General features: G+C 62.0%; 26 protein-coding genes and 1 tRNA gene. 12 read left to right on the top strand and 15 right to left on the bottom strand.

Annotated features, from left to right (window positions below; genetic code table 11):
• Positions 1–11: 11 nt before the first annotated feature.
• Positions 12–1178: a hypothetical protein gene (locus tag IEY28_RS08955; RefSeq protein WP_188996510.1), complete on the bottom strand. Its 1167-nt coding sequence runs from the start codon at positions 1176–1178 to the stop codon at positions 12–14.
• Between the two features lie 211 nt (positions 1179–1389).
• Here IEY28_RS08955 and IEY28_RS08950 point away from each other — a divergent pair, with 211 nt between their 5' ends.
• Positions 1390–2601: a DNA cytosine methyltransferase gene (locus tag IEY28_RS08950; RefSeq protein WP_188996508.1), complete on the top strand. Its 1212-nt coding sequence runs from the start codon at positions 1390–1392 to the stop codon at positions 2599–2601.
• 142 nt (positions 2602–2743) lie between these two features.
• Here IEY28_RS08950 and IEY28_RS08945 read toward each other — a convergent pair whose 3' ends face one another.
• From IEY28_RS08945 to IEY28_RS08935, 3 genes are all read right to left on the bottom strand, one after another.
• Positions 2744–3160, bottom strand: coding sequence for a hypothetical protein (locus IEY28_RS08945; protein WP_188996507.1), 417 nt, complete (start codon positions 3158–3160; stop codon positions 2744–2746).
• Positions 3161–3374: 214 nt separating this feature from the next.
• Positions 3375–3632 carry a DUF7386 family protein gene (locus IEY28_RS08940; protein ID WP_188996505.1) on the bottom strand — a complete coding sequence of 86 codons (258 nt, stop codon included), beginning with the start codon at positions 3630–3632 and terminating at the stop codon, positions 3375–3377.
• Between the two features lie 223 nt (positions 3633–3855).
• Positions 3856–4038, bottom strand: a complete 183-nt coding sequence (locus IEY28_RS08935) for a DUF8053 family protein (RefSeq protein ID WP_188996503.1) — start codon at positions 4036–4038, stop codon at positions 3856–3858.
• A gap of 125 nt (positions 4039–4163) precedes the next feature.
• On the opposite strand from IEY28_RS08935, the gene IEY28_RS08930 reads away from it, so the two are divergent.
• The 8 genes from IEY28_RS08930 to IEY28_RS08895 all read left to right on the top strand — a co-directional run bounded on the left by IEY28_RS08930 (position 4164) and on the right by IEY28_RS08895 (position 10538).
• The gene (locus tag IEY28_RS08930) at positions 4164–4595 is read left to right on the top strand and encodes a DUF8023 family protein (protein WP_188996501.1); all 432 of its coding nucleotides are present in this window, start codon (positions 4164–4166) and stop codon (positions 4593–4595) included.
• 6 nt (positions 4596–4601) lie between these two features.
• Positions 4602–4802: a hypothetical protein gene (locus IEY28_RS08925; RefSeq protein WP_188996499.1), complete on the top strand. Its 201-nt coding sequence runs from the start codon at positions 4602–4604 to the stop codon at positions 4800–4802.
• A complete protein-coding gene (locus tag IEY28_RS20610; protein WP_229783096.1) occupies positions 4799–6619 on the top strand; it encodes an Env/VP5 family phage fusion protein in 1821 nt (606 codons plus the stop codon). Before IEY28_RS08925 ends, IEY28_RS20610 begins: the two co-directional genes overlap by 4 nt.
• 8 nt (positions 6620–6627) lie before the next feature.
• Positions 6628–7203 (top strand): DUF8063 family protein, encoded by a 576-nt coding sequence (locus IEY28_RS08915; protein ID WP_188996497.1) that lies wholly within the window; start codon positions 6628–6630, stop codon positions 7201–7203.
• The gene (locus IEY28_RS08910; RefSeq protein ID WP_188996496.1) at positions 7203–7997 is read left to right on the top strand and encodes a DUF2062 domain-containing protein; all 795 of its coding nucleotides are present in this window, start codon (positions 7203–7205) and stop codon (positions 7995–7997) included. The genes IEY28_RS08915 and IEY28_RS08910 overlap by 1 nt, the downstream gene beginning before the upstream one ends.
• A complete protein-coding gene (locus tag IEY28_RS08905; RefSeq protein ID WP_188996494.1) occupies positions 7990–9165 on the top strand; it encodes a hypothetical protein in 1176 nt (391 codons plus the stop codon). The genes IEY28_RS08910 and IEY28_RS08905 overlap by 8 nt, the downstream gene beginning before the upstream one ends.
• 160 nt (positions 9166–9325) lie before the next feature.
• Positions 9326–9706 (top strand): PD-(D/E)XK family putative nuclease, encoded by a 381-nt coding sequence (locus IEY28_RS08900; protein WP_188996492.1) that lies wholly within the window; start codon positions 9326–9328, stop codon positions 9704–9706.
• A gap of 205 nt (positions 9707–9911) precedes the next feature.
• The gene (locus IEY28_RS08895) at positions 9912–10538 is read left to right on the top strand and encodes a hypothetical protein (RefSeq protein WP_188996490.1); all 627 of its coding nucleotides are present in this window, start codon (positions 9912–9914) and stop codon (positions 10536–10538) included.
• A gap of 257 nt (positions 10539–10795) precedes the next feature.
• Here the strand turns inward: IEY28_RS08895 and IEY28_RS08890 are convergent, their stop codons facing one another.
• The 8 genes from IEY28_RS08890 to IEY28_RS08855 form a co-directional block, all read right to left on the bottom strand.
• A complete protein-coding gene (locus tag IEY28_RS08890; RefSeq protein ID WP_229783095.1) occupies positions 10796–12559 on the bottom strand; it encodes a DUF7845 domain-containing protein in 1764 nt (587 codons plus the stop codon).
• A 2-nt stretch (positions 12560–12561) separates the two neighbouring features.
• Positions 12562–12705 carry a hypothetical protein gene (locus IEY28_RS08885; RefSeq protein ID WP_188996488.1) on the bottom strand — a complete coding sequence of 48 codons (144 nt, stop codon included), beginning with the start codon at positions 12703–12705 and terminating at the stop codon, positions 12562–12564.
• Positions 12698–12883, bottom strand: coding sequence for a hypothetical protein (locus IEY28_RS08880; RefSeq protein ID WP_188996483.1), 186 nt, complete (start codon positions 12881–12883; stop codon positions 12698–12700). Before IEY28_RS08880 ends, IEY28_RS08885 begins: the two co-directional genes overlap by 8 nt.
• Positions 12880–13077, bottom strand: a complete 198-nt coding sequence (locus tag IEY28_RS08875) for a helix-turn-helix transcriptional regulator (RefSeq protein WP_188996481.1) — start codon at positions 13075–13077, stop codon at positions 12880–12882. The genes IEY28_RS08880 and IEY28_RS08875 overlap by 4 nt, the downstream gene beginning before the upstream one ends.
• Entirely contained in the window at positions 13074–13325 is a 252-nt protein-coding gene (locus IEY28_RS08870; RefSeq protein ID WP_188996480.1) for a DUF7563 family protein, read from the bottom strand. Before IEY28_RS08870 ends, IEY28_RS08875 begins: the two co-directional genes overlap by 4 nt.
• A 172-nt stretch (positions 13326–13497) precedes the next feature.
• Positions 13498–13571 (bottom strand) — tRNA-Ile (locus IEY28_RS08865).
• Between the two features lie 85 nt (positions 13572–13656).
• Positions 13657–14205 carry an FxsA family protein gene (locus tag IEY28_RS08860; protein WP_188996477.1) on the bottom strand — a complete coding sequence of 183 codons (549 nt, stop codon included), beginning with the start codon at positions 14203–14205 and terminating at the stop codon, positions 13657–13659.
• 158 nt (positions 14206–14363) lie between these two features.
• The gene (locus IEY28_RS08855) at positions 14364–15743 is read right to left on the bottom strand and encodes a cytochrome P450 (RefSeq protein ID WP_188996475.1); all 1380 of its coding nucleotides are present in this window, start codon (positions 15741–15743) and stop codon (positions 14364–14366) included.
• Between the two features lie 155 nt (positions 15744–15898).
• Between IEY28_RS08855 and IEY28_RS08850 the strand changes: the two genes are divergently transcribed.
• On the top strand, positions 15899–17506 hold the full coding sequence (locus IEY28_RS08850) for a DUF255 domain-containing protein (RefSeq protein ID WP_188996473.1): 1608 nt from the start codon (positions 15899–15901) through the stop codon (positions 17504–17506).
• A gap of 184 nt (positions 17507–17690) precedes the next feature.
• Positions 17691–18497, top strand: coding sequence for a TrmB family transcriptional regulator (locus IEY28_RS08845; RefSeq protein WP_188996471.1), 807 nt, complete (start codon positions 17691–17693; stop codon positions 18495–18497).
• Between the two features lie 16 nt (positions 18498–18513).
• Here IEY28_RS08845 and mptA read toward each other — a convergent pair whose 3' ends face one another.
• The 3 genes from mptA to ahbB form a co-directional block, all read right to left on the bottom strand.
• Entirely contained in the window at positions 18514–19440 is a 927-nt protein-coding gene (gene mptA / locus IEY28_RS08840; RefSeq protein WP_188996469.1) for a GTP cyclohydrolase MptA, read from the bottom strand.
• 64 nt (positions 19441–19504) lie between these two features.
• Complete coding sequence (locus tag IEY28_RS08835; RefSeq protein WP_188996467.1) at positions 19505–20098, bottom strand: response regulator transcription factor; 594 nt, start codon at positions 20096–20098, stop codon at positions 19505–19507.
• 76 nt (positions 20099–20174) lie between these two features.
• Entirely contained in the window at positions 20175–21212 is a 1038-nt protein-coding gene (gene ahbB, locus IEY28_RS08830; RefSeq protein ID WP_188996465.1) for a siroheme decarboxylase subunit beta, read from the bottom strand.
• A 109-nt stretch (positions 21213–21321) separates the two neighbouring features.
• Here ahbB and IEY28_RS08825 point away from each other — a divergent pair, with 109 nt between their 5' ends.
• Positions 21322–22404 (top strand): anthranilate phosphoribosyltransferase, encoded by a 1083-nt coding sequence (locus IEY28_RS08825; protein WP_188996463.1) that lies wholly within the window; start codon positions 21322–21324, stop codon positions 22402–22404.
• The last annotated feature ends 121 nt before the right edge of the window (positions 22405–22525 follow it).

Here is a 22525-nt window from a genome sequence, read left to right as displayed (position 1 = left end):
TGATTTCAATTCTAATGCCTTTTATCCGTATTTAGATGCACAATAGCTCGGTTTTCTGGATCTACATCTTTAACGAACTGAAGTAACCGTTGAACTGCCGCAGGGTCCTCCTCGATACTACTCAGGAAATGCAACATTCCCTGAACTGCCCGGTCCTGCTTGTGGTAGTCCCAAAACTTCAGTTCCTCTTCGAGTTTGGTGTCAGTGAGTATCTCGACACCTGACGCACTCAAGATTTCCTCCGCTTCTGCAGTAACAGACCGGCAGATACCGACCACGACGACGTTCGTCCGCTCGGCCAGGTCCATCATCGCCTCGAATTCGGCGTGGACGTTGGACTCGTCGATGGGCTTGTCTTTCACTTCGACAGAGAGCATCAAATCCGGGCCGTGATAGCCGTCGATGTCGCCGTAGCGATGCTGTCGGGACGACCCCGTTCGGACCTTGCTGGCCCTGAATGAGAGGTGGGGCCAGTTCGTCCTGATGTAGCCGTACGAGAGTGCTTGATACGTCAGCCCACCCTCTTCGTCCGGATGCTTACGCGGATAGTCGTTCAGTATCTCTTTGAACGGATCAGGGAACGGTGGGTCGCGGGTATCGAAGTCACGCGCCGCCAGCTGATCCAATCCGATATCGAATAGCCGTTGAGCAGCCTCGTGACGTCCCGCGCTGGATAACCTGAAGCTCGATTCGAGGAGATCGTCGTACCGTTCCCACTCGCCGGTGTGGTGGCCCGGCGAGCTGGGAAAGTTCGTCCGGAGGAGGTCGGAACGGAATAGCTCGATCACATCGTTATGCACGGACCGGATAGAGTACCGAGAGTCGTGGACCAGCGTGAGGCTCGTCTTCGCACCGTTGTCGTACCAGGTGAACAACTGCGCCCGGTCGATTTCCGGCTGGAATCCTTCAAGCCGGTCGTCTGCCCGAGAAAGTTCTTCAGCGACCATCAGGAAGTCGAGTGCGAGTCCGAGGATACCCTTCGAGCTGTTGAACGCTGACTCGGTCGAATCGACCAGCGTCTCAATCTCTTCCAACTCCGTGTCGGAGAAATCCTCGACCGAGGGACCCTCGTCGGCGAAAAGCGATTGCTGACCGCCACCATCGTATCGTTCCGGAAAGTAATCTGCGAGGAAATCGACGATAGCGGCGTCTTCCTCCTCAGTTCGTTCGTATGTCACAGCGGTTCACCGCCTGCTTGTGGGGGTTCAGTATGGAGCGTCGCAGTCGAAAAGTTCCAGAGAGACATATCCATGTCAGTAGTACGTGAAATCGCTAGCGGACGATTGAATTGAACTTTATGGTTACATGACCGTTGAGAAGAAATTCCGCTGTTGTAGTACCAGTCGAGTGCGAATGATTAAGTGCTATATCGGCTAAGAATTCGACCAGATGAGTACACCGCGACTGAGCTACGTTGATCTCTTTGCCGGTGCGGGGGGGCTCTCTCTGGGTCTCGAAAAAGCGGGATTCGAGCCACTCCATGCCGTAGAAATGGATGACGACGCGCGGTCTACCTACGCGAACAACCGGGAGAAGTTCGAACCGGAAGATCTCTCTGAAGACATACGAGAAGTTGATACAGCCGAGATTCCCGAACTCGTCGGCGAGGAATCGGTGGATCTCGTCGCTGGCGGCCCACCGTGCCAGGGGTTCTCTGAAGTCGTCAGTCCCGACGGGTCTGACGACAGGAATCATCTGTTTACCTACTTCATCCAGTGGGTCAACGAACTCCAACCGAAGGCCGCACTCTTCGAGAACGTTCGGGGGATGGAGAAAACCGACAACGGACGGTTCTTCGAGGCTGTCAAGGAATCTTTCGACAACATCGGTTACGAGGTCGTTCCCCAGGTCGTGACCGCATCTGACTTTGGTGTTCCACAGCACCGTCGACGTCTTATTGTTCTCGCGTTCCGAGGTGATGCCCCGGCCCACTCGATTGAAGGGTTCGAAATTGACCCCGTCGAGACTCCGGGTGTAATTGATGGAATCGGAGATCTTCCTGAAGTCGGAGCTGGCGAAGAGGTAACGGAGTACGACAAGGAACCGGGTACGGTACTTCAGGACGACCTTCGAAATGGGAGTGAGAAACTGACCCATCACAAGGCAGCCAACCACACCCAGGATATGGTCGAGATGATTTCGCACATCTCTGATGGAGGAAACCGTACCGAGATACCGGATGAGCTGGCACCTACTTCCGGCTATCACAACTCCTATTCGCGGCTGGATTCGCAGGAGCCCGCGGTGGCAATCACCTCCAATATGTCGAAGCCGTCCAGCGCCCGGTGCATTCACCCCTTCCAGAACCGCGGCTTGACTCCGCGAGAGGGTGCCCGACTCCAGACGTTCCCTGACTCCTATCACTTCGACGGTGGGCTGGTATCTATCCGAAAGCAGATTGGGAATGCTGTTCCTCCCTATCTCGGCGAGGCTCTCGGCTACTATCTCAAAGAGGCAGTGTACGAACTGGATCTAACAGAAGCGGACCAGGAGCGTCTCAGAACGATTCGGTGCGGTTCCCTGCCCCTGGACCAATTTGAGCAAGAGCAAGACGAGATTGGCGGACTAACCAAACAAGCAACGCTTGATAATCTGACTTGAGACTATTTTCACGCATGTATCCAGGTATGCTGTAGTCCGGCTCAGCTCAGCAAAAAATAACGATTACTTTTGTCTCCACTGGCGGTTAGTCTACTGACAACGATTTTGATGTGTATTTTCACTACTAATTTTCAATCATATCTTAGTATTTGTAAGCGGTAAGTCCTAAGTCCGAGAATGAAACGTCCCAACTGCCAGGTTCCCAAGTCTCGTCACATTTTATACAACGGAATATGCCGTCAGATATCTCCACGTTCGTAATCTCACAATTTCCCTTCATTACGGCTTCGCTAATTCTTGCTGCACCTTGAGAGTCGGCTGTGTATGCCTTTATAATGTATCCAATAGATTCTACAGCCTTGTCTCCTGCTGGTATTATTGATAAGAGATTACTCGTTGCCAAAGCCACAAGAACACCTGAAAGAGCGGTTGCTGGACGAGAATAGGATTTTAACGCGTCGTATCCTTCGAACGGCTCTTGGCCACATTCAGGACACTTTCCAAACCGCTGATTCAAATTGGTCCAAGCCTCCTTTGTTCGAGGGTCGTACGGTCCCATAGTACACTCAGTTAGGTGTATATTGTTCCACTTCAATAATTGTCCTGATAGTTTCGGACTGCTTCATTGACTTCTCTCTCCGCTTTCCAAGCAGCAAAGAAACTTTGTCCGGCTGGAACGACGAACACTGCCCACAGTATTTCAAACAGAAATTGAAGTCCTTGCTTGTCCTGCGCGTTCTGAACCCAATTATCTGACTTCGGTTTTATAATTGCTAGCGCCACCGACTCTCCACACTCGTCCGATACCGCAACCCCAGCACACTCGTATTGAACCGCTGTATCGTCTCGGGGTCCATCTCGCCACGCGCATCCTGAATGTTCTCTTCGCTCTCGACCAGATGGGTAAGCGCTGCATCCAGCACGTCGGACATCGGTGGGTCGTCGTGCTGGTCGCTCGCAACAATCGCACTCGCTTTGTCGAGTAGTCGCTGTCGTTCGTCAGTGATCTTCAGGCTGGTGCGTCGGGTCATGGCTTAAACTGGTGTATGCACGGGGGGTTGGTTCGCGTCGGACGGGAGTGAGCGACTGGGTGGTTCTTCATAAACTGGGGTCGAACCGTCGACGTGATCGGTGCAAACCGCCTACCCAACCCACTCGATTCTATGCACCTCGGCCCACGGCCCACAGCCCACAGGTGCATACATCGAGGATTGGCGTTACATCTGAGTCTGACCCCACGGGGTCGGGTTCGCATCATGGACTGACCAGCTCTAAGCGGTAGTCGCCTTCGTCGTCCTCGTCGAGACTCTCGACCTTCGCCCAGTGGTCGCCCACGAGGTCGCCGTCCTCGTCGACGAGCCCGCGCTCGCGCAGGTCATCTATCGGTATCGAGACGGTCACACAGCCGCCGGCCGGGGAGAGTTTTCGCATCTCCATGGCACCGGCGGTGCAGTCCCGTTACTAAAATCTACGGGTGAGTCCCGTGAGTCCCGGGAATCGGTGCTTTCTAGCCAGCAGACTGCACGGCCGGGATACGGTCGCACTCGCGGCCGGTTCGAACCATGTTCGGTAAAATCGACATCGAAGACGCACTGGCAGGGGTCATCTTCACCGCCAGCGCGTTCGTCACCAACGGAATCGCCTCGATCACTATGCTCGGGTACGACCTCAGCGCCGCCGTCGTCACCGTCCAGAACACGGACATCACGTTCGCGTTCCTTCTCTCGCTCGGCGCGCTCGTCGCGGCCTACGCAACCAACCGGGTTAACGAGACGAAGAGCAAGACCTACGAAGTGGAAACGGACCTCTACGAAATCGTCCGTGGGTCGGCGACCGTCGAGACGTACCTCGCCGGGGGGACGCTTCTCATCGTCCTGCTGACCGGCCTGAACATCCTCGGTATCGGTGACGCCGTCGCCGGGACCGCCGCGTTCGGCCTGGTCGTCGTCGCCGTCGAGGCTGCCGGCTACTACGTCATCAGCTACCTCGGGTGATCGAGGATGGAACGCACTCTCAGCTACGGATTGGTCGGCACCATCGGCGTCTCCGCGTCGACCATCGCCAGCGCCGTCGTCGGTGACCCCTTCCCCGTCGTCGTCCCGGCCCTCGTGGGTGGCGCGGTCATCGCCGGCCATCACGTTCGGCACCGCCAGCAGACCAGCGACCAGACCGAGATCTTCACCGAGGAGGGATCGGCGTGACCGACCGCGCCCGCTCGCTCGCGCTCTCGGCCCTCATCATCTGGTCGACCGTCCTCGTGGGCGTTGGGCCGTCGCTCGTCGGCCCCGCCGAAGCACAGACCGACGCCCAGACCTACACCTTCGACGGCAGCGACCAAGGCGCGAGCAAACCCCGCGTCGTCGCCGTCGACGTGAGCAACATGACCGGCACCGTCACCGTCGAGTGGTCCAGCGGCGACACCGGCAGTCCGTCGACGTACGTGCTGGAGCGCCGGACCGTCACCGCGCCCTTCTCCGCCAACGAGTTGGCTATCTCGAATCAGGGCGCGTACAGCACCGTGAACGTCACCGTCACCGGCGGGAGCGGGAACGCTAGCTTCAACGGCTACAAGAGCCGGCTGACGATGCCCGACGACGTGAAAACCTTCGGCGGGACCGGCGGCGACCGAAACCGCATCTGCAACCTGCACGAGCAGCTATCTGAGTCAGTTGACCCCCGGTTCACCATGCTCGATTGTGAGGTGCAGCCCGGAACCACCACCGTCAACACCACCGGCACGGACGCTGCACAGGTCGAGAGCGACATTTACCAGTCTGCGATGAACCAGAAGGCCGCTACCGACCGCACGTTCACACAGACTGAAAATCATCTCGAAGACGCCCAAACAGTCGCTCTCATCAAAGGCAAGAACGCCTACGTCCGGGCACTCAACAATGGTTCCAGTAAGGCCGCTGCGATACAAGAAGGGAAAGACGCTATCGACGAGTTCTATCTCCCCTGGCAGGTCGAACTCGTCAACGAGTTCAAACAGTCCCGTGCCGAACACGAATATCTGAAGGCTGTCGCTACGAACGAGTCCGGCGTCTCTGGCGACTTCGTGGCTGGCTATCACGACCAGACAGGGACCAGCAAAGGCGATATTGTCGACCACCAGCAAGCGAACTTTACCTACGGTACGCGGACCGTCTCGCTGTTCAACGGCACCACGATGACCGTCCACACCATCTACTCTGAAGTCGAATTCGAAGGGTCGGTCGTGCGGTCCGACAAGTGGTCTATCCTCGACCCTGACGGCTACTCATTTGCCGGCGGTGACGCCCGCGCAGCCGGGTTCTCCGTGACCGATCCCAACACGGGGAACCACACGCAGACGTTCGACTACCAGCGGTTCAACACCAATTACAACGAGATCGACGCCCAACACCAGAACGCCAGCGCCCAACTCGAAATACTCGCGAACAATACGTACGACGCCTACCAGTCAGGTGAGCTCAACTCTACCGACCTCATCGACCCGTACATTCTCGTCAACGAACGCTCGGCCGGCCCTCAGTTCCAAGGCTGGGCGGCCTCGATGTTGACCGCACTGGGACAGAACAGCCCCGAGAACTTCGACCAGATGGGGAGCTTCAACATCACCACAGAGACCGGCGAGAGTCACCGCGGTATCCTATTCTCACCGGAAAACCCTGCGAGCGGGCAGTTCGCCGCGAATCAGACCTACGACCCCACCGCTATTGGCGGCACCCAATATGTGGTCACGGCTGACCGAATCGTCGAGCTACAGGAGAACTTCACCGTCCAGAACATCACTACGACGGACGGTGAGCGGGTCCAAAACGTCACCATCGAGAAGACGACCTACAAGACGACGAACGTCACTGAACTCAAACAACTGTACGAGGACCTCGCGTACAAGCGCGCCCAGATAGAGGCTCGCGAGCAAGCCCTTCGGGCCGCTTCTGGTGGTGGCCTCTTCGGCGGTGGCTCGGTTCCCCCAACAGTCGCCCTCGGCGTCGTCGGCGTCCTCGTCTTGCTGGCCGCACTCAACGACTAACCACTCCCATGAAACCCGTTTTTCTCGCCGCGCTACTGGTCGCGAGCCTCGCGCTCGTCGGCAGCGCCCCGGCCGTCGCACAGGCAGCCAACCAATCCAGCCCACAGCCCACCGCGCCGGTTACAAACACTACTGACACACCCGACCGCTCGGACACGACACAAACCGAACGTATCGACGGTCAGACGGTCATCGTCGAGTCTCGCTACGTCCCGAACGCGAGCGTCGCACTCATCACGCTCCGTTCGGAGTCCGTCCAGACGGTCACCCTCTCTGACGCTGGCCGCTTCCAGCAGGGTGGGAAGGTTCCCGTCCGCTCGGTCGCTCTCCGTGGTGGCGAGACCACCACGGTCGAACTGCCAGTGACCGAACAAGACGGCTACGTCGGCGTCGCCATCTCCACGGAGAACACGCCGCTGTACGCCGAGATCGTCCAGCAACCCTCCGGCGGCGGTCTTGAGATTCTCCGCGCGCTCGGTTCGCTACAGGCGTGGATCGCGGGCCTCACCGTCGCGTTCGTCTGGATGATCGTCGCCGGCTGGAACGTTCTTCGTGGGGAAGACAGCCGCCCGGAGGTGGCCTGATGCCCGCGCCCACGTTCCAGGACAACCGCGACCGACTCACCTACCTGCTCGCCGAGTACAAACTGCTCGTCGGCGGGATGTTCGTCGGCGCGGTTGGACTGGTCGCCTACTACCAGCCACAGGCTCCGACACTTCCGACGTGGATTCCGGCCGTGCTGGTCGGCTGGCTGGTGTTCGCCATCCCGTGCTATCTCGTCGGTGCGAAGATCGCTCGGTGGCTTCGCCAGCGCAATTGGGTCGAAGTCCACCACGTCAACGCCGTCGACGACACCGTGGAGAAGTACTACGTCCCGCCCGCGGTCTGGCAGGAGAAGGAGATCCCCGACGACGCCCCCGATCCGTACCCCATCAACGGCGGTCGGGCGTGGGCGGTGCGCGAGTACGAGTATCTCGAAGACGTCGACCAACTCCGCGTGAAAGGCGTCTGGCTCGAAGGCTGTCAGGACACGGAGTTGATGACCAGCAAGAAGCAAATGCAAGACGTCCACGGCTGGCTTATCGACCGCGCCGAAGAACTCGCGGCGGTTCGTGGCCGCTGGTCTCGCGGCGCCGTGGAACTCCAGCAGAAACTCGTCACCGCCGACGCCGAGGCGAACGAACGCGGGCAGATGATTCAGAAGACGGCGGCGAAGGACACCTTCGGCGACCTCATCGAGGACGGCGAGGACTTCGAAAACGCACCTTCGATTCACGATCTCGACGACCGACCCGACCCCACCGCGGCCGCTGCCGTGGGCGATGGGCCGCACGTCCCGACCGATACCACCCAAGACCCACAGGTGAACGATGACTGACGATGCCAACGACCTCTACACGCCCGCACAGTTCCGCGAGTATCAGGACGGTCACGGCCAGCGCGACGCCGACGAAGTCCACCCACACGCCGGGATCGTTCGGGACGAGAAGCTCTCGCGCTACCTCTCGATACTCGAAACCCACTACGACCCGACACAGTGCGACCGGCCCGAGAAGATGCCCGGACAGGCCAAAGACCTCCAGCACGTCCGCGACATCGTCCGCATCGAGGGCACCGAGACTGCCCGGCGAGCCATGGCGAACGGCGATATGCAGTCGCTCAAGCACTTCACGGGCGACGCCGGCCAGCGGGCCGATATCTCCGGTATCAAAGCGATAGACCAGCTCCGCGCCCAGATGACAGGCCCCGCGCCGATGTTCTACGAGTGGGCCGAGCCCGGTACGGGGAAGTCGAACTTCGCGTGTCTGCTCGGCCAGCTCTGGAAGGAACAGCACCCCTCGGACGCACTGGTAGCCTCGAACATCCGCACGCTCGAAGAAACCGACGAGTGGGTCGACACCGACGGCGACCGTCGCGATGGGTGGCTGGCGAACTACGGCGAACTCAACGAATGGCTGAAACAGGACGGCGACCCGATGCACAACGAACAGGCCCCGAAGCTCTTCATCTTCGACGAAGCGTCCTCGAACGCGGGCGGTGGCGGGAAGGACGGCTACGACACGAAGACGAAACTCGGGCCGCTCACGTACAAGATTCGGAAGTACGGCGGGTCGCTCATCATCATCGGCCACGACGGCCGCGACGTGCATCCACTGGTCCGCGAACTCGGTGTCTGCGTCCACAAGGAGGGACTGAAAGAGGCAACGTTCTACGAAGACGTACGGAATCGCAAGGGTGTGAACCCAATCTTCTCGGTGTCGGGTATCCCCGAGACGGACTGGCGCTACGACGACAAGGAACCGACCACGTGGTCCTGGTCGAGCAACGGCGACGACGAGGACGATGTCGACCCGGCCGACCTCTCTCGGAAGCTCGCGATCTACACAGTCATCACCGCGAAGGAGGCCAACCCGGACAAACCAAACCACGAAATCGCCGATTTCGTCCCGTACAGCACCGAATGGGTCCGACAACGCTGGAACGAATACGAACACGACGGCGACCACCGTTCGGTGGTTGGTGAAGTCACGGAGCTAACCGCATGACGACGGTACGATTCGACCAAACCAACAACAACCAACCCCCCGGCGTACCCCTACTGTTGGCCCATAGCCCTCGCTCGCGTTCGCTCGCTTCTGTAGCCATGGGCAACGACCAGCAACCACCCGGAGGAGTATCTATATATGACGCACGCGAGGTGCGCGAATGAGTCGAAGCCATCGAGCGAACCACTACGGGACGCTCGTCGAGCGACAAGCCGCCGACCGGTACGGCCTCGATCTCGACCGCGCCAGTTGGCACGATGCCCGCCGACCCGACGGCACGCCCGTCGAAATCAAGTCCGCGATGCACCGGCATTCGGACGGCCAACCCGGAACGTTCAAACTCTACGATCAGTACCACGAACGGCTACGTGCAGCGAACGGGTGGTACGTGTTCGGCGTCTATCGAGTTCGTGGGCGGGGTGTCGAGGTGTTAGAGTGGGAGATGCGTCACTCGTCACAGTTGCCGAAACTGGAGTGGCATGGAGGTGGTGATCACAGGGACTCACAACAGGGAAAATTGCGGATAGACGAAATTCTTTGAATTCTCGCTGTACGCTACATCCTACCCAAGTCCCGAAAAAAGAAAGTACCCTGGTAGTGTTATTTTAGACATGAATACTCGGAGGGAGTTTCTACAAAAAGCCGGTCTAATTGGGGTTAGTGCAGGTTTCATTCAGAGTACACAAGAATCTAATCTGGACTATCCGACCCTCCCCGATTCTATGACGAGTTCGGACGCTTGGGAAATGACTCGCGACAAGAACTCAAATAGAAATTACGAATGGGCACGTATTGATTCCGTCAATAGTAAATTGTCAAAAGAATTAGAGAATGAAACAGAATTGGATTTTCCTCCATTCACCTTCTTCGCAGCCAGTATCTCACAGATTAGACCAACGGATGGAGATAGCTGTGTAACAATCGGAATTCCAGTAGGGGTGAACGTTGCAAAGCGGATTTGTTTCGATACTTCACGGCTTCCATTTGCTGGTTCTGAGGGAACTGCTTCCACATTTATAGAACAATCGACAAGGTTGATGGAGTCACATATACAGGAAAATTACTCAGCAAGCGGTTTCGATCCACAGGAAGGTCTTGAAGATTATGATAGTATTACAGGTAATGTAAGCTATCAGAAACCCGGTAGTTATGAGATTCTTGACCGGAATACGTTCGAATTCACCCATGGAGAAGATGCTGACTTTCGTGGATACCTTACAGTGGAAACTCCGGACGCTAAGAAAACGGTACTCGCAGTGGGAGGTGTATACCCTGATGAGGACGATTTCGGACAGTTGACTAACCGAATGCAGTTTGATGTATCCAAGTTACAGTCGACACTTATCGACTACATGAGTGAGACGAGAGTATAGTTTGGTTGAAAATCGGTATGAAATAACTTCTATTTCCAGCGCATAGCTGTGCGGTGTATTTTGGATAGGTGGCCTTAGCCACACGACTAAGGGGAACCCGGAAGCTTGCTTTCCGGGTTCCCCCTGGTCGCGCGGCTGGGTGACGTGACCGAAGGGAACGAACCCAGCCGCGCGACGCGCGATTTTCGGGGGTAGGCGGAGGAAATTGCCGCTAAAACGGTGTGTTGGATAGTGATGCCTCTACTCAGGGGGCGCGGCTACCCGCCGTCCCAGTTCTCACCGACCGGGTAGCCAGCCTCCTTCCAGGCCTCGAAGTCGAAGCCGTCGCGAGCCTTCTCTGCGGCCCGCGTCTCGCGTATGTAGTCGCCGCTGCGGTACGCGCTGGTGAACACGTTGGAGAGGTCGCGGAATCGCTCGCGGCCGCTCTCGGCCGTCTCTACGACGACGTGGATACCGTAGGTGTTCGCCTCGACGCACTCGGTGTAGGCGGTCCGAATCTCGCGGACGATGGCCTTCGCCTCGTCGAGGTCGTCGGCCGTGTAGCCCACCTCCAGCAGCGACCGACAGTCCTCGGCGTCGATCTCCGTGATCGCGTACTCGCGACGGACTCGCGCCCATCGCGACCGTCCGCGCTCTTCGGCGGCGTCGGCCAACTCCATCGCCGCGCTACCGATGTCCTGTTGGAAGCGGTCGCCCGCGGCGCGAACTCGCTTCAAGAGTTCCTGCTGGACCTTCTTCGACTCCAGTTCCAGCTCGCCGTAGGTGTGCCGAATCAGTCCCTCGAGGCGGTCGACGACGGTCCGAATCGTCCGGTAGGTGTAGCCCGTCTTCTCGGCGGCCTCCTTCGGCGAGACCTTCCCGCCGTCGGTCAACAGCATCTCCGTCACGTCCCGGTCGGCGTCGGTCATGTCGCCCCACAGTTTCATCACGCGGTGTTCCTGCTCGTCCTCGATCTCCGGCAGCGGGCACGGAACGAACTTCCGCGATTCGGTGGTGTCCCGCATGTCCCAGAACGGATCGAAGTCCACGAAGATACCGCTCTCCGCACTCGTCGAGAGCCCACACCAGTCCAGACAGTTCAATACCGTCTCCTCAAGTTCGCGCCGAGCGTCGTCGAGGTCGTCCCACCGGACCGTGTGGTCGGTTCGACTCGTCTGGTAGGACACCTCGAACTTCGGGTGATACGGCGCATCGTCGGGGGTGTACTTCTGTGGCTCGTTCGGGTAGTAGTGTTTCAGCTCCTTCCCAAGCTTGTGTCCCCGGACGAGTTCGCCCGCCTTCTCGTCCTCGACGACGGATTTCACCATGTAGCCGGGGATCTTCGTGTTGTCTTCCTCGTGTTTCCGGTAGCCCGTTCGGTCACCCTGAATCAGCGTGTGAGCGCGGGCTATCGGCCCGTCGGCGGCGTGTAGCGGCCCGCTGTACTCTCGGTGTATCCGAACGTAGTAGGCGAGATCGTTGATGTGGCTGTCAGGGTGAGGTGGATCGAAGTACCGCGCCGCGATGCCGTAGGCGTCCATCACCCGCTTCACGAGCGACAGATAGTCCTCGTGCGGGAGGTTCGAGGCTTGCACCTGAACGTCGACGTACGGCCCACCGTAGTCCGGCACAGAGACCGGCGTTCCGTTCGAGGTGAGGTTCGGCCACCGTGGACGAACGCTGATCGTCCCTCCCTGCACGCGCTTGTCTTTGTCGGCGCGCTTGCCCTCGTACTTCGGGTTGGACTTCGCGACGAAGTAGAACTTGAACTCACGGACAGTCTGGAGTTGGAATTCGGGACTGTCCCACGGGTCGAGACCACTCTTCGAATAGTCGAAGCAGGTGGCCCACGTCTCGCCGTTGAACTCGATGTCTCTGGTTGGCTTCCCGTCGGTCTCCCAGCGGTCACCCCACTCCTTGATGAGCGAGTCCATCGCGTAGTAGGGCTTTAGCCCGTAGTCTGGAACACCGGGATCGGGATGTACCCCGACAGTAAAGCGCACGTCGCACTCATGAGGGGCGCACTTGATGTGCCGCGACATCCCTACCTCCGGTCCTCGATCTCCGCGACGGCCCGCTCGACTTCGGCCTGACTCACGGCCACTGGCTGCATCTTCGTCCAGTCGAAGTGACGGGGTTCACTCGCCGCCACGTCGTACAGTCGCGACGCCCGGACGAACTCACTCACTGGCCTCACCTCCACGAAGCCACTCCTCGAAGTCCCGCGAACACTCGGGACAGAAGTCCGCGAGGTGGCCGAGTTCGTCCTGTCGACTCTCCGGCGGATACCAGCTGTGTTCGGCCCGTATGTGTCGGCAGTCAGGTGCGAAGGTCCGACCACAGCGAGCGCACTCAGCGTCCCTCACGCGCCGGTCACCTCCACTTTCTCGCGGGCTCGACGGAGCAGGTTGCCCACGGTACCGGGCGCACGACCTGTTTCGCGGGCGTACTCGCGCGGCCCATACTGGCCCATGCCCACAGCCTCGAAAACTTCGCGTTCGGCCTCAGTGAGTGGCGACAGGTCCGGTTCGAAGTCGTAGAGCGAGGACTGCGGGCTCACAAACTCTCACCCCCGTCGGTCCGCGCATCGACGCGGCCTCCCTGATTCCGCTGGGGTTGCTCCTCGGGGTCTGGGTAGTCGAGTTCCTTCCCGGCGGCGGTTCCACGAGAGATCCGGGGCATGCAGTCGCACGCCGGACAGCGGTGGGCGATGTCGTCGCCGTCGCCGAAGGTCCGCCGGAAGTCCCGCGAGACGTGAGCGCCGCAGTGTTGGCACTCTCGGGCGTTCTGTGGGCGGTCCAGAATCACGCGAACTCACCTCCGGCTAATGACAGTCCCGGACGTGGTGGGTGTCCAGTAGGTTTTGTACTCGACTTACCAGAATAGACCCCTGTCTCAGAATCGTGGAAACGGAAGGATTGGGTGGCTGGGGAGTTGAGGCCCCAGTTTCTGACTGGCAAGAAACCAGTCAGAGTGTGGATGGGCCAACTCGGATTTGAACCGAGAGCCTCCCGGTTATCAGCCGAGCGCTCAACCTGATTGAGCTATTGGCCCAGGTGAGCGCATCTTGGTGTATTCGAGGGGTATAGAAAAGGGTAACGTTTCGAGGGCGCGTTGCGTGAGAAACCGCAACACGGAGTCAGTTCTCACTGTCTTCGAAGTCGACGTCGGTGGCGTCGTCGGGGTCGAAGCCGGAACTGCCCGCCGAACCGCCGCCGGTGGGGCCGCCAGCGCCCGTCGCTGGGCCCTGACCGTCTTCGTTCGGGAAGCCGCCGACGTACACCTGCCCGCTGGCGAAGCCGCCGGTCTTGGCGTCGATGTAGGGCTCGATGACCCAGCGGCGCACGGCCGCACGGATAGGGTAGCGCGTGACGGGAATCGCGAGCAAGAGGCCGACGGCGTCGGTGACGAGGCCGGGCGTGAGGAAGAACGCGCCGGCGGCGATGAGCAGGCCGCCGTCGACGAGTTCGTTCGTCGGCACCTCGCCCGTCGCCAGTTTCCGCTGGATAGACTGGAGCGTCGCCCGGCCCTCGGCGCGGACGAGCAACATCCCGACGAGCGCGGTGAGGACGACGAGCGCGACGACGACGAGTGGCCGAATCGGGTAGATGACACCCGTGGCCAGCGCTACCAAGAGGACGGCGTCGAACAGCGGGATGAGCAACAGCAGCCCGATGACCCGGAGCATACCCTCGCTTGCAGGTCAGGCCCCAAACGCCTTTCGAGAGGTGGCGAGGAATCTCGATTCCGCGAAGCGACACGGGGAACGGAGTGACCCGTGAAGCCGCGCGGAGATGCATCGCTTCGTCGGTGCTGAGCGACGGCGGAGAACGGCCGCCCGGCTACTCACTCGCGCTCGTGGACCCGAACCGCGACGGGGTCGGTCGGCGAGAGCGTGATGCGCATCCCCAGTTCCAGCGGCGGTTCGGTGACGGCCTCGAAGCGAAAGCGCTGGGCGATGGCTGCGAGCGCGAGTTTCGCTTCCATCCGGGCAAAGCGCATCCCGATGCAGTGGCGGGGGCCGCCGCCGAAGGGGTAGTAGGCGTAGTCCGGTAGCTGGGCCTCGAACTCGTCGGTCCAGCGCTCGGGACGGAACGCGTCGGGGGCGTCGTACCACCGCTCGTCCCGGTGGACGAGCCACTGCGGGATAGTCAACTGGGCGTCCTGCTCGATGTCGTAGCCGCCCAGCGTCACCGGCCGGGTGGGCTGGCGGAACGTGGTGAACGCCGGCGGGTAGAGCCGCAGCGTCTCGGTCAGCACCCGGTCCAGAAACGGCAACTCGAAGAGGTCCGCCGGCGTCGGGTCCGCCCCATCGAGCGTCGCGGCGAGTTCCTCGTGGAGTTCACGCTGGGCGTCGGGGTGGGTCGCGAGCAGGAACCACGCGTAGGTGAGCGTCAGCGCCGTCGTGTCGTGGCCGGCGACGAGGAACGTCAAGAGTTGGTGGCCCAGTCGCTCGCGGTCCATCGTCTCCTCGTCGAGCGAGAGCAGCAAGGAGAGGACGTCGTCGCGGGCCTCGCGCTCGGCGGCGGCCTCAGTCTGGCGTTCGGCGATGATGTCGTCCAACGTCGCCTCGAAGGCCGCCCGCGTCCGTCGGACTCGGCGGTTGTTCGGCGTCGGCACCCACAGCGGGAGGTACGCCGAGAGGTTCCCCGGGTCGACGCGGTGGCGGAGTGCCGACAGGAGCGGTTCGAGCGACTCGGCGGTGCGTTCGATGTCCACGTCCAGCAGCGTCTTCCCGAGCACCCGGAGCGTGTACGACCGCATCGCCGGCAGCAGGTCGACGCGTTCGCCGTCGGCCCAGTCGTCGGCCGTCGCCAGCGCGAAGTCGGTCATCGTCTCGCCGTAGGTAGCGATGCGCTCCCGGTAGAACGCCGGTTGGAGGGCCGTACGTTGCTGTTGCCACTCCTCGCCTTCCAGCAGGAACAGCCCTTCGCCGATGAACTCGCCGAGCGTGTCCCGGAGGAGTCGCCCCTTCTCGAAGTCCGCCTCGTCGGTGACCAGCACCTGCTCTACGAGGGTCGGGTGGGTGACGAAGTAGCCCGTCGTCCCGGCGACGTTGAACCGCACCACGTCGGCGTCGACGCTGTCGGCCTCGGCGTAGAAGCCCAGCGGGTCACGGATCATCGAGAGCGTGTTCTCGACGAGCGGGACGCGACCGATTCGGGGCGGCCGCTGGCCCGGTGTGACCGGTTCCTGATACTCGGTCTCGGCCTGCTGAGAGGGCATGGTTCGACGTAGGGCCGTCCGACAAATCGGTCTGTCGTTGCGTTGGACTCGGGGTCGGAAAGACACAGGGGATGGGTGAGTGGTGGCTGTCTCGGACAGCCAACCGGCGATGCCGGAGTGACAGCCCATTTGTACGCCCACCACCGACCACCACTATGGACGAGTTCGCGGCGGACACGAAAGTCGAGTGGCGCGAGTGGGGGCCGGAGGCGTTCGAACGTGCCACCGACAGCGGCAAGCCGGTACTGCTGTCGCTGACCGTACCGTGGAGCGCGGAGTGCCGGGCGATGGACCGGGGCACCTTCGGCGAACCGCGCATCGCGGCCAACGTAAACGACGGGTTCGTCCCGGTGCGGGTCGACGCCGACCGGAACCCCAGAGTCCGGGAGCGCTACACGATGGGCGGGTTCCCCTCCACCGTCTTTCTCACCCCGGAGGGCGAGGTCATCAGCGGCGCGACGTTCCTCGGGCCGGACGGGTTCCGCGGCATCCTCGACAGCGTGCGCGAGTCGTGGGACGCCGAGGGTACCGCCGCCGGGTCGATTCCGCGGCAGTTACGGGACGAAGCGCCGCCGGCCGGCGAGTTGCGCGCCCGCATCGAGGAACACATGATAGAGCAGTTACTCGGTGCCTTCGACGACGAGTTCGGCGGGTGGGGCTCCGACGTGAAGTTCCCGCTGCCCCGGACCGTCGAGTTCGCGCTGGTGCGCGCTCGCGATCAGGCGACGCGTACGCTCGAAGCCATCCAGACCCACCTGTTCGACACCTACGACGGCGGATTCTTCCGCTACGCGACGGGGCGGGACTGGTCGAACCCCCGCCGGGAGAAGCTACTGGACGAGAACGCGGCGCTCGTGCGGGCGTTCGCCCACGGCTACCGCTACACCGGCACCGAGTCCTACCGGAACGCCGCCCAGCGGACCGTCGAGTACCTCTCGACGGACCTCTGGACGGGCGACGCGTTCGCCGGCAGTCAGGCGGGCGACGACGACTACTACCGCCTCGGCGCGACCGAGCGCGAGGACCGGGAAGCACCCTACGTCGACGAGACGGTGTTGGCCGACCGGAACGGCCTCGCGATAGACGCCCTCCTGTGGGTGTACGCGTACACTGGCGACGAGCGAGCGCGCCGGTACGCGGTGCGAGCCCGCGACCACGTCTGCGAGACGCTCGTCGACGACGGCGAGGTGGCCCACTACGCCGCCGACGAGAGCGACACGGGCCTCCTGCTGGATCAGGCCCAGTTCCTGCAAGGGTTGACGACGAGCTGGCAGGTACTTGGCGAGAGCGGCCCCGCCGAGGCCGTCGCCGACTGGACCATCGGGCACCGACAGCAGGACAGCGGCGCGTTTCGGGACGGCCCCGACACGGGTGCGGGGCTCTGCGGGCGCTCGCTTCACCCGCTGGACGCCACCGTCGAACTCGCCGACGCGCTGGTCGATTTGGCGGCGCTCACCGGCGAAGAGCGCTACCGGACCGTCGCAACCGAGGCCGTCGAGTCCTTCGCTGGCGCCGCAGAGCGCATGGGCGTCGAGGTGGCCGGGTACGCCAGCGTCGCGGCCCGACTGCGGGACCCACAAACCTTGCGGGTGGGCACCGAGGCCGGGACGGACCTCCACCGGGCGGCGCTCCGACTGGCCGACCACGAGACGACGATCGTCCCCGACCCCGAGGGCGACGGCGTCGCTCGGCGGTACGAGGGTGAGACGGTGACGGCGGAAGGCGAGACGCCTGCGGAACTCGAAGCGGCGTTGACAGAGTAGCGCGGGGCGCGCGAATCGCGGCCCGCGGCGGAACGGTGACTATCGGGAGCCGTGGAGCGGAGACGGGGGCTCGAACGGAGTGAGCGGCCCGAAAGCGAACGAGCGGGCACGAGAGAACGGTGAGAAACTTGAAGAAACGGTAAACCTGCGATGAGTTTTTAGTGGTGGGCCGATAGAGAGGGATATGGCGAGTCTGAGAGACTTGGGGCTCTCTGAGTACGAGGCGCGAGCGTACCGGTCGTTGCTTGAAACCGGGCCGACCACGGCCAAAGAGTTGTCACGGGCTAGTGACGTTCCGATGGGGCGTATCTACGACGTGCTCAACAGTCTTGAGACCTACAATCTGGTTCGGAGCCAGACGGCGAGTCGGCCGAAGAAGTACGTCGCCGTCGAACCCGACACGGCCTTGGACCGGTTGTTAGACGACAAGAAACAGGACCTCGAAGCGAAGGCCCAGCAGTACGAGGACATCGTCGACGACCTCTCGGACCAACTGGAGACGGCCGACCCGGTCGACGAACCGTTCTGGACGGCCGCCGTCGGCCCGGAGGAGACGCTGGACTTGCTGCTGGAACGGTTGGCCGCCGCCGACTCCCGCATCGTCATGGTGGGGTCCTCGCCGGCCAGACAGGTCGACATCATCGAAGCGACCGAACGCATCGTCGACGAACTGGTGGCCGCCCTCGAACGAGGGGTCGAGGTGTCGCTGTTGGTGCGGCCCGACCTCTTCGAGAGTTTGCCTCGCGAGGCCAACCGCGAGTACTACGAACGCCTCTCACCCTACGAGAACTACAGCGCTCGGGCGACGCCGAACATCACGACGACGTTCGAACTCATCGACGACACGGAGGTGTGCATCGAGGTGCCACATCCGCTCGGCCGCGAGGAGACGTTCGGCGTCATCGACCTCAAGGACCCGGAGTTCACGACCGACATCAGCAAGGCGTTCGACGAACACTGGCGAGAAGCGACGACTATCAACCCCCCCTGACTGCCCGAAGCGCCTGTTACTCGCCGAGTTCGGTCCGGAGGTTCCCGAGTTCGGCGACCCGTTCGGCGTGGGCGTTGTGCTGGTGGATGGACTCGTCGTTTGACTGTTTCATCGTGACGATGGCGTCGTCCGGCAGGTCCGGGAACTCCTCGACCACGCCCTCGGCCATCGCACGCACGCAGTCCTCGACGAACTTCGCGTCTTTGTGGGCCTCGTAGGTCATGTGGTCCTCGTCGGGACGTTTCGCGAGGTTGTAGATTCGGGCACTCATGGAGTCGCGAGCGACCTCGATGAGTTCGTTGAGGTCGACCTCCGGCGCGCCGTCGCTCTGGACGGTGAGCGTGGCGTGGCCGCGCTGTGAGTGGCCGGCCTGTGGCATCTTCTGTAAGAAGTCGTCGATGACCTCGTCCTCGACCTGCAGGTTCCGGAGCGTCTGGCGGGCGCGCGAGGCCGACATCCCCTGTGAGCAGGGACACACCGTCATCCCGGTGACGCGAGCGCCGATCTCCTCGCTGGTACCGTCTTCCGTGGCCGTCGCCGAGGCGATGATGTCGGCCGTCGATTGCGTGGCCACGTCGCTCTCGGGGGTCGTCTCGTGGGTGACGTACTCCGCCTCCATCCGGACCTCCGCCTTCGTGGTGTAGTCGTGTTTCTCCAGCAGCAGTTCGGCGGCGTCACCGCAGACGTCTTCGACGCGGTAGGCCTCCTCGGAGACGGCCGTCTCGAGCGTCTCGTCGATGACCTCCATGTTGCGGGACATATCCGCACCCTTCCGCCACGACGGGAGGTCGACGAACACTTCGAACTCCGCCATGAGAACGATGGGATCGCGGTCTCGTCGCCCCAGTTTGACGAGTTTGTCGACACCCGTCACACCGACGCGGTTGAGACCGACTGTCACGTCCGGACTCGACGCCTGCACGTCCGGGAGTTGCTGACTCATTGGCCCGTCTTAGGGAGAGGCTCGGTTAGTGTTTTCGGAACCCCTAATCGTCGCGCTCGCCCAGTCAGTCCGTCTGGCCCGCGTTCACCGGGTCGGCGAAATCCGCGAACACGCGTTCGTAGTCCGTCTCCTCGAACCCGGCGACGATGTCGTGTAGTGACGACTCGGCCGCCTCGATGGCCGCTTCGAGCGAGTGGAACTCCTCGCTCGCCGCCAGTTCCGCCTCGGACTTCCGTGCGGTTAGCGCGGCTTGTTTCGCCGTCAGTGCGTAGTACTCACGCAACTGGTCCTGATAGGCCGAACACCGCTGGAGCCGTTCGATAGTGCTGAACAACGTGTCCCGAGAGACGGGTTTTTCGACGTAGTCGTCGAACGGCATCTCGATGATGTCGAACCCCGGGTCGACGGCCGTCACCATCGCCACCCGAGCCGACAGTCCCCGTTCGCGGATGGTTTCGAGGACTTCGTCGCCAGAGATGCCCGGCATCCGCCGGTCGAGTAAGACCACGTCTATCGACGAGTCCAGCATCGACAGCGCCGCTTCGCCGCTGTAGGCCGTCTCGACGTCGTACCGTTCGCGTAGCTGGCTCGCGTACGCGTCCGCGACGTCGATCTCGTCGTCCACGACGAGAACGCTTCCCTCACCACAGGGCGTCATTTGTTCACAAACTACTAGATGTGAATAGCGGCAAAAGGGTTCCGGGAATGGTTAGAACGCCAACTGACCGTCGTGGCTACTCGCCCACGATGTCGTCGTACCGTGCGCCCGTCTGTTTCAGCGTCTCCGTCGAGTACAGTCGGTCGTGGTCGAAGGGAAGGTACTCGCCGGACAACTCGTCTATCTTCTCGTCGACGGCGTCGCCGTCGCGGCCGTGAATCATCGTAAAGAGGTCGTACGGCCAGTCCTGGTCGGGCCGGCGCGGGCGGTGATAGCAGAGCGTGACGTAGGGCAGTTCGCCGACTCGCTGCCCGAGTTCGTCCAGTCGCTCGTCGGGGACGTCCCAGACGACCATGCAGTTGTTGTCGAACCCGGTCGTGATGTGGTTGACCACACAGCCGATGCGTTTGATACAGCCGTCCTCCCGCAGCCGTTCGATAGCGACGAGAACGTCGTCGACGTCGGCGTCGACGGCGTCGGCCACGTCTCGATACGGCGTGGCCGTCAGCGGGAACCCCTCCTGAATCTCCAGCAGCACTCGCCGGTCGAGCGCCGAGAAATCCGCGGTGGCGTCCTCGCTGATGCGCGTGGCGCTCGCGTCGGTGCCCTCGATGCTCTCTCTCGCGAACCGGTCCCCGTTGACGACCGGGAATTCGAGGTCGATGTAGTAGTCGGTCAGCATCGGTAGGACGAGGACGTCACACCCGGTCCTGACCTCGATGTCGTCGAGAATCTCGTCGCGTTTCTCGCGGGACCCGGCGGTGACGACGAACCACATGTTCCACTCGTGGTCTCTGGCGTAGTTGTGGTTCACCTGCCGGTACTCGTTGATCACCTCGGCGACCTCCTCGAAGCGGTCTTCGGGGGCGGCCACGGCCGCTAGCGTCGACGACCCGATGACCGGCGGGTTCAACACGGGGCCGAACCGCCGAAAGATACCGCCCTCGCGGAGTCGTTGCACCCGTTCGAGGGCCTCGGACTCGGAGACGCCCAGTCGCTCACCCACCGCCTCGAAGGGGCGCTCGCAGACGGGAAAGTCGCTCTGGAACTCGTCGATGAGAGCGGCGTCCACGTCGTCGATACGCTCGCGCCAGTCACCCGACCGGAGGCTCATTGTCCAGAATTAGGCGTGAACGGGTGTATCACTTTCGGGAGCGTCCCGAATTCCCGCAAGTTAGGAACGAAACACAGGGGCTTTCAAACTCGGTCCCGAACTGGTTCGCATGGCACAAGCGACCCGTGAGTACGGCGAATGGCCACTCAAACGGCTGATGACCGAGGTCGTCGGCTCCGGCCACAAATCCGCGGACGACATGAGCCGTGAACAGGCCCGCGAGGCGTTCCAGCGCATCCTCGACAGCGAACCGGACCACACGACGCTCGGCGCGTTCTGGCTGGCCAACCGCTGGAAGCGCAACACGCCCGAGGAACTGGGCGCGTACGTCGACGTCATGGCCGAGGAGTCGGTCGTCACGGCCGAACCCGACGCCGACCCCGTCGACTGCGGGGCCAACTACGACGGGAAGGGCCGGTCGGCCATCTTCGGCGTCGCGGCCGGCCTCGTCGCCGCCGCCGCGGGCACGCCCGTCGTCGTCCACTCGGGCGACCGGGTGCCGACACAGAAACAGGACGCCTACAAGCACGTCCTGGACGAACTGGGCGTCCGCACGGAACTCGCCCCCGAAGAGAGCGCCGACATGGTCGACGAGGTCGGTTTCGGCTACTACTACCAGCCAGAGTTCAACCCCGGCATCGACGCACTGTTCGAGCGCCGCGACAACATGGGTGTGCGAACGTTCGTCAACACCGTCGAGACGCTGGCGAACCCCGCCGGCGCGAGCGTCCACCTCGGGAGTTTCTACCACCTTCCCTTCGCGAAGAAGATGGTTCGAACCCTGAAAAACGCCCAGTCCAGCACCGTCGAGCGTGCGCTGTTCTTCCAGGGGATGGAGGGGTACGACGACGTGCGCCCCGGCGAGACTGTCGTCGCCGAGTGGCCCGTCAGTGAGGACAGCGACGACGAGGACATCGCCGACTTCGAGATTCGCACCGGCGAGTACGGGATGGACGTCACGGGCGAGGATCTACAGGTCGAAGACGTTGCCGGAGACTCGGCGACCATCACCGAAGCGGTACTCACTGGTGCGCGCGAGGACGGCTTCGCCGACGCCGTCGCCCTGAACGCCGCTCTGCGCATCTACGCCCGCGAGGACGCCGACAGCATCGAGGACGGACTAGAGCAGGCCCGCGAGGCCATCGCCGACGGCAGTGCGGCGGCGAAACTCGACGCTCTGCGCGAGTTCTGAGTCGCCGCGACGTTTTTCGTCCGGGAGCCACTCTCACGTCCGCGAATCGGAAATCGGCACCGGACGCGGGTCGAGCGCGGGCCACTCACTCGCTGAGGCGGCCATCCCGCCGGAACCCATT

Source organism: Haloarcula pellucida, assembly GCF_014647235.1.
Classification (GTDB): Archaea; Halobacteriota; Halobacteria; order Halobacteriales; family Haloarculaceae; genus Haloarcula; species Haloarcula pellucida.
This window is presented reverse-complemented; position numbering and strand designations above follow the sequence as displayed.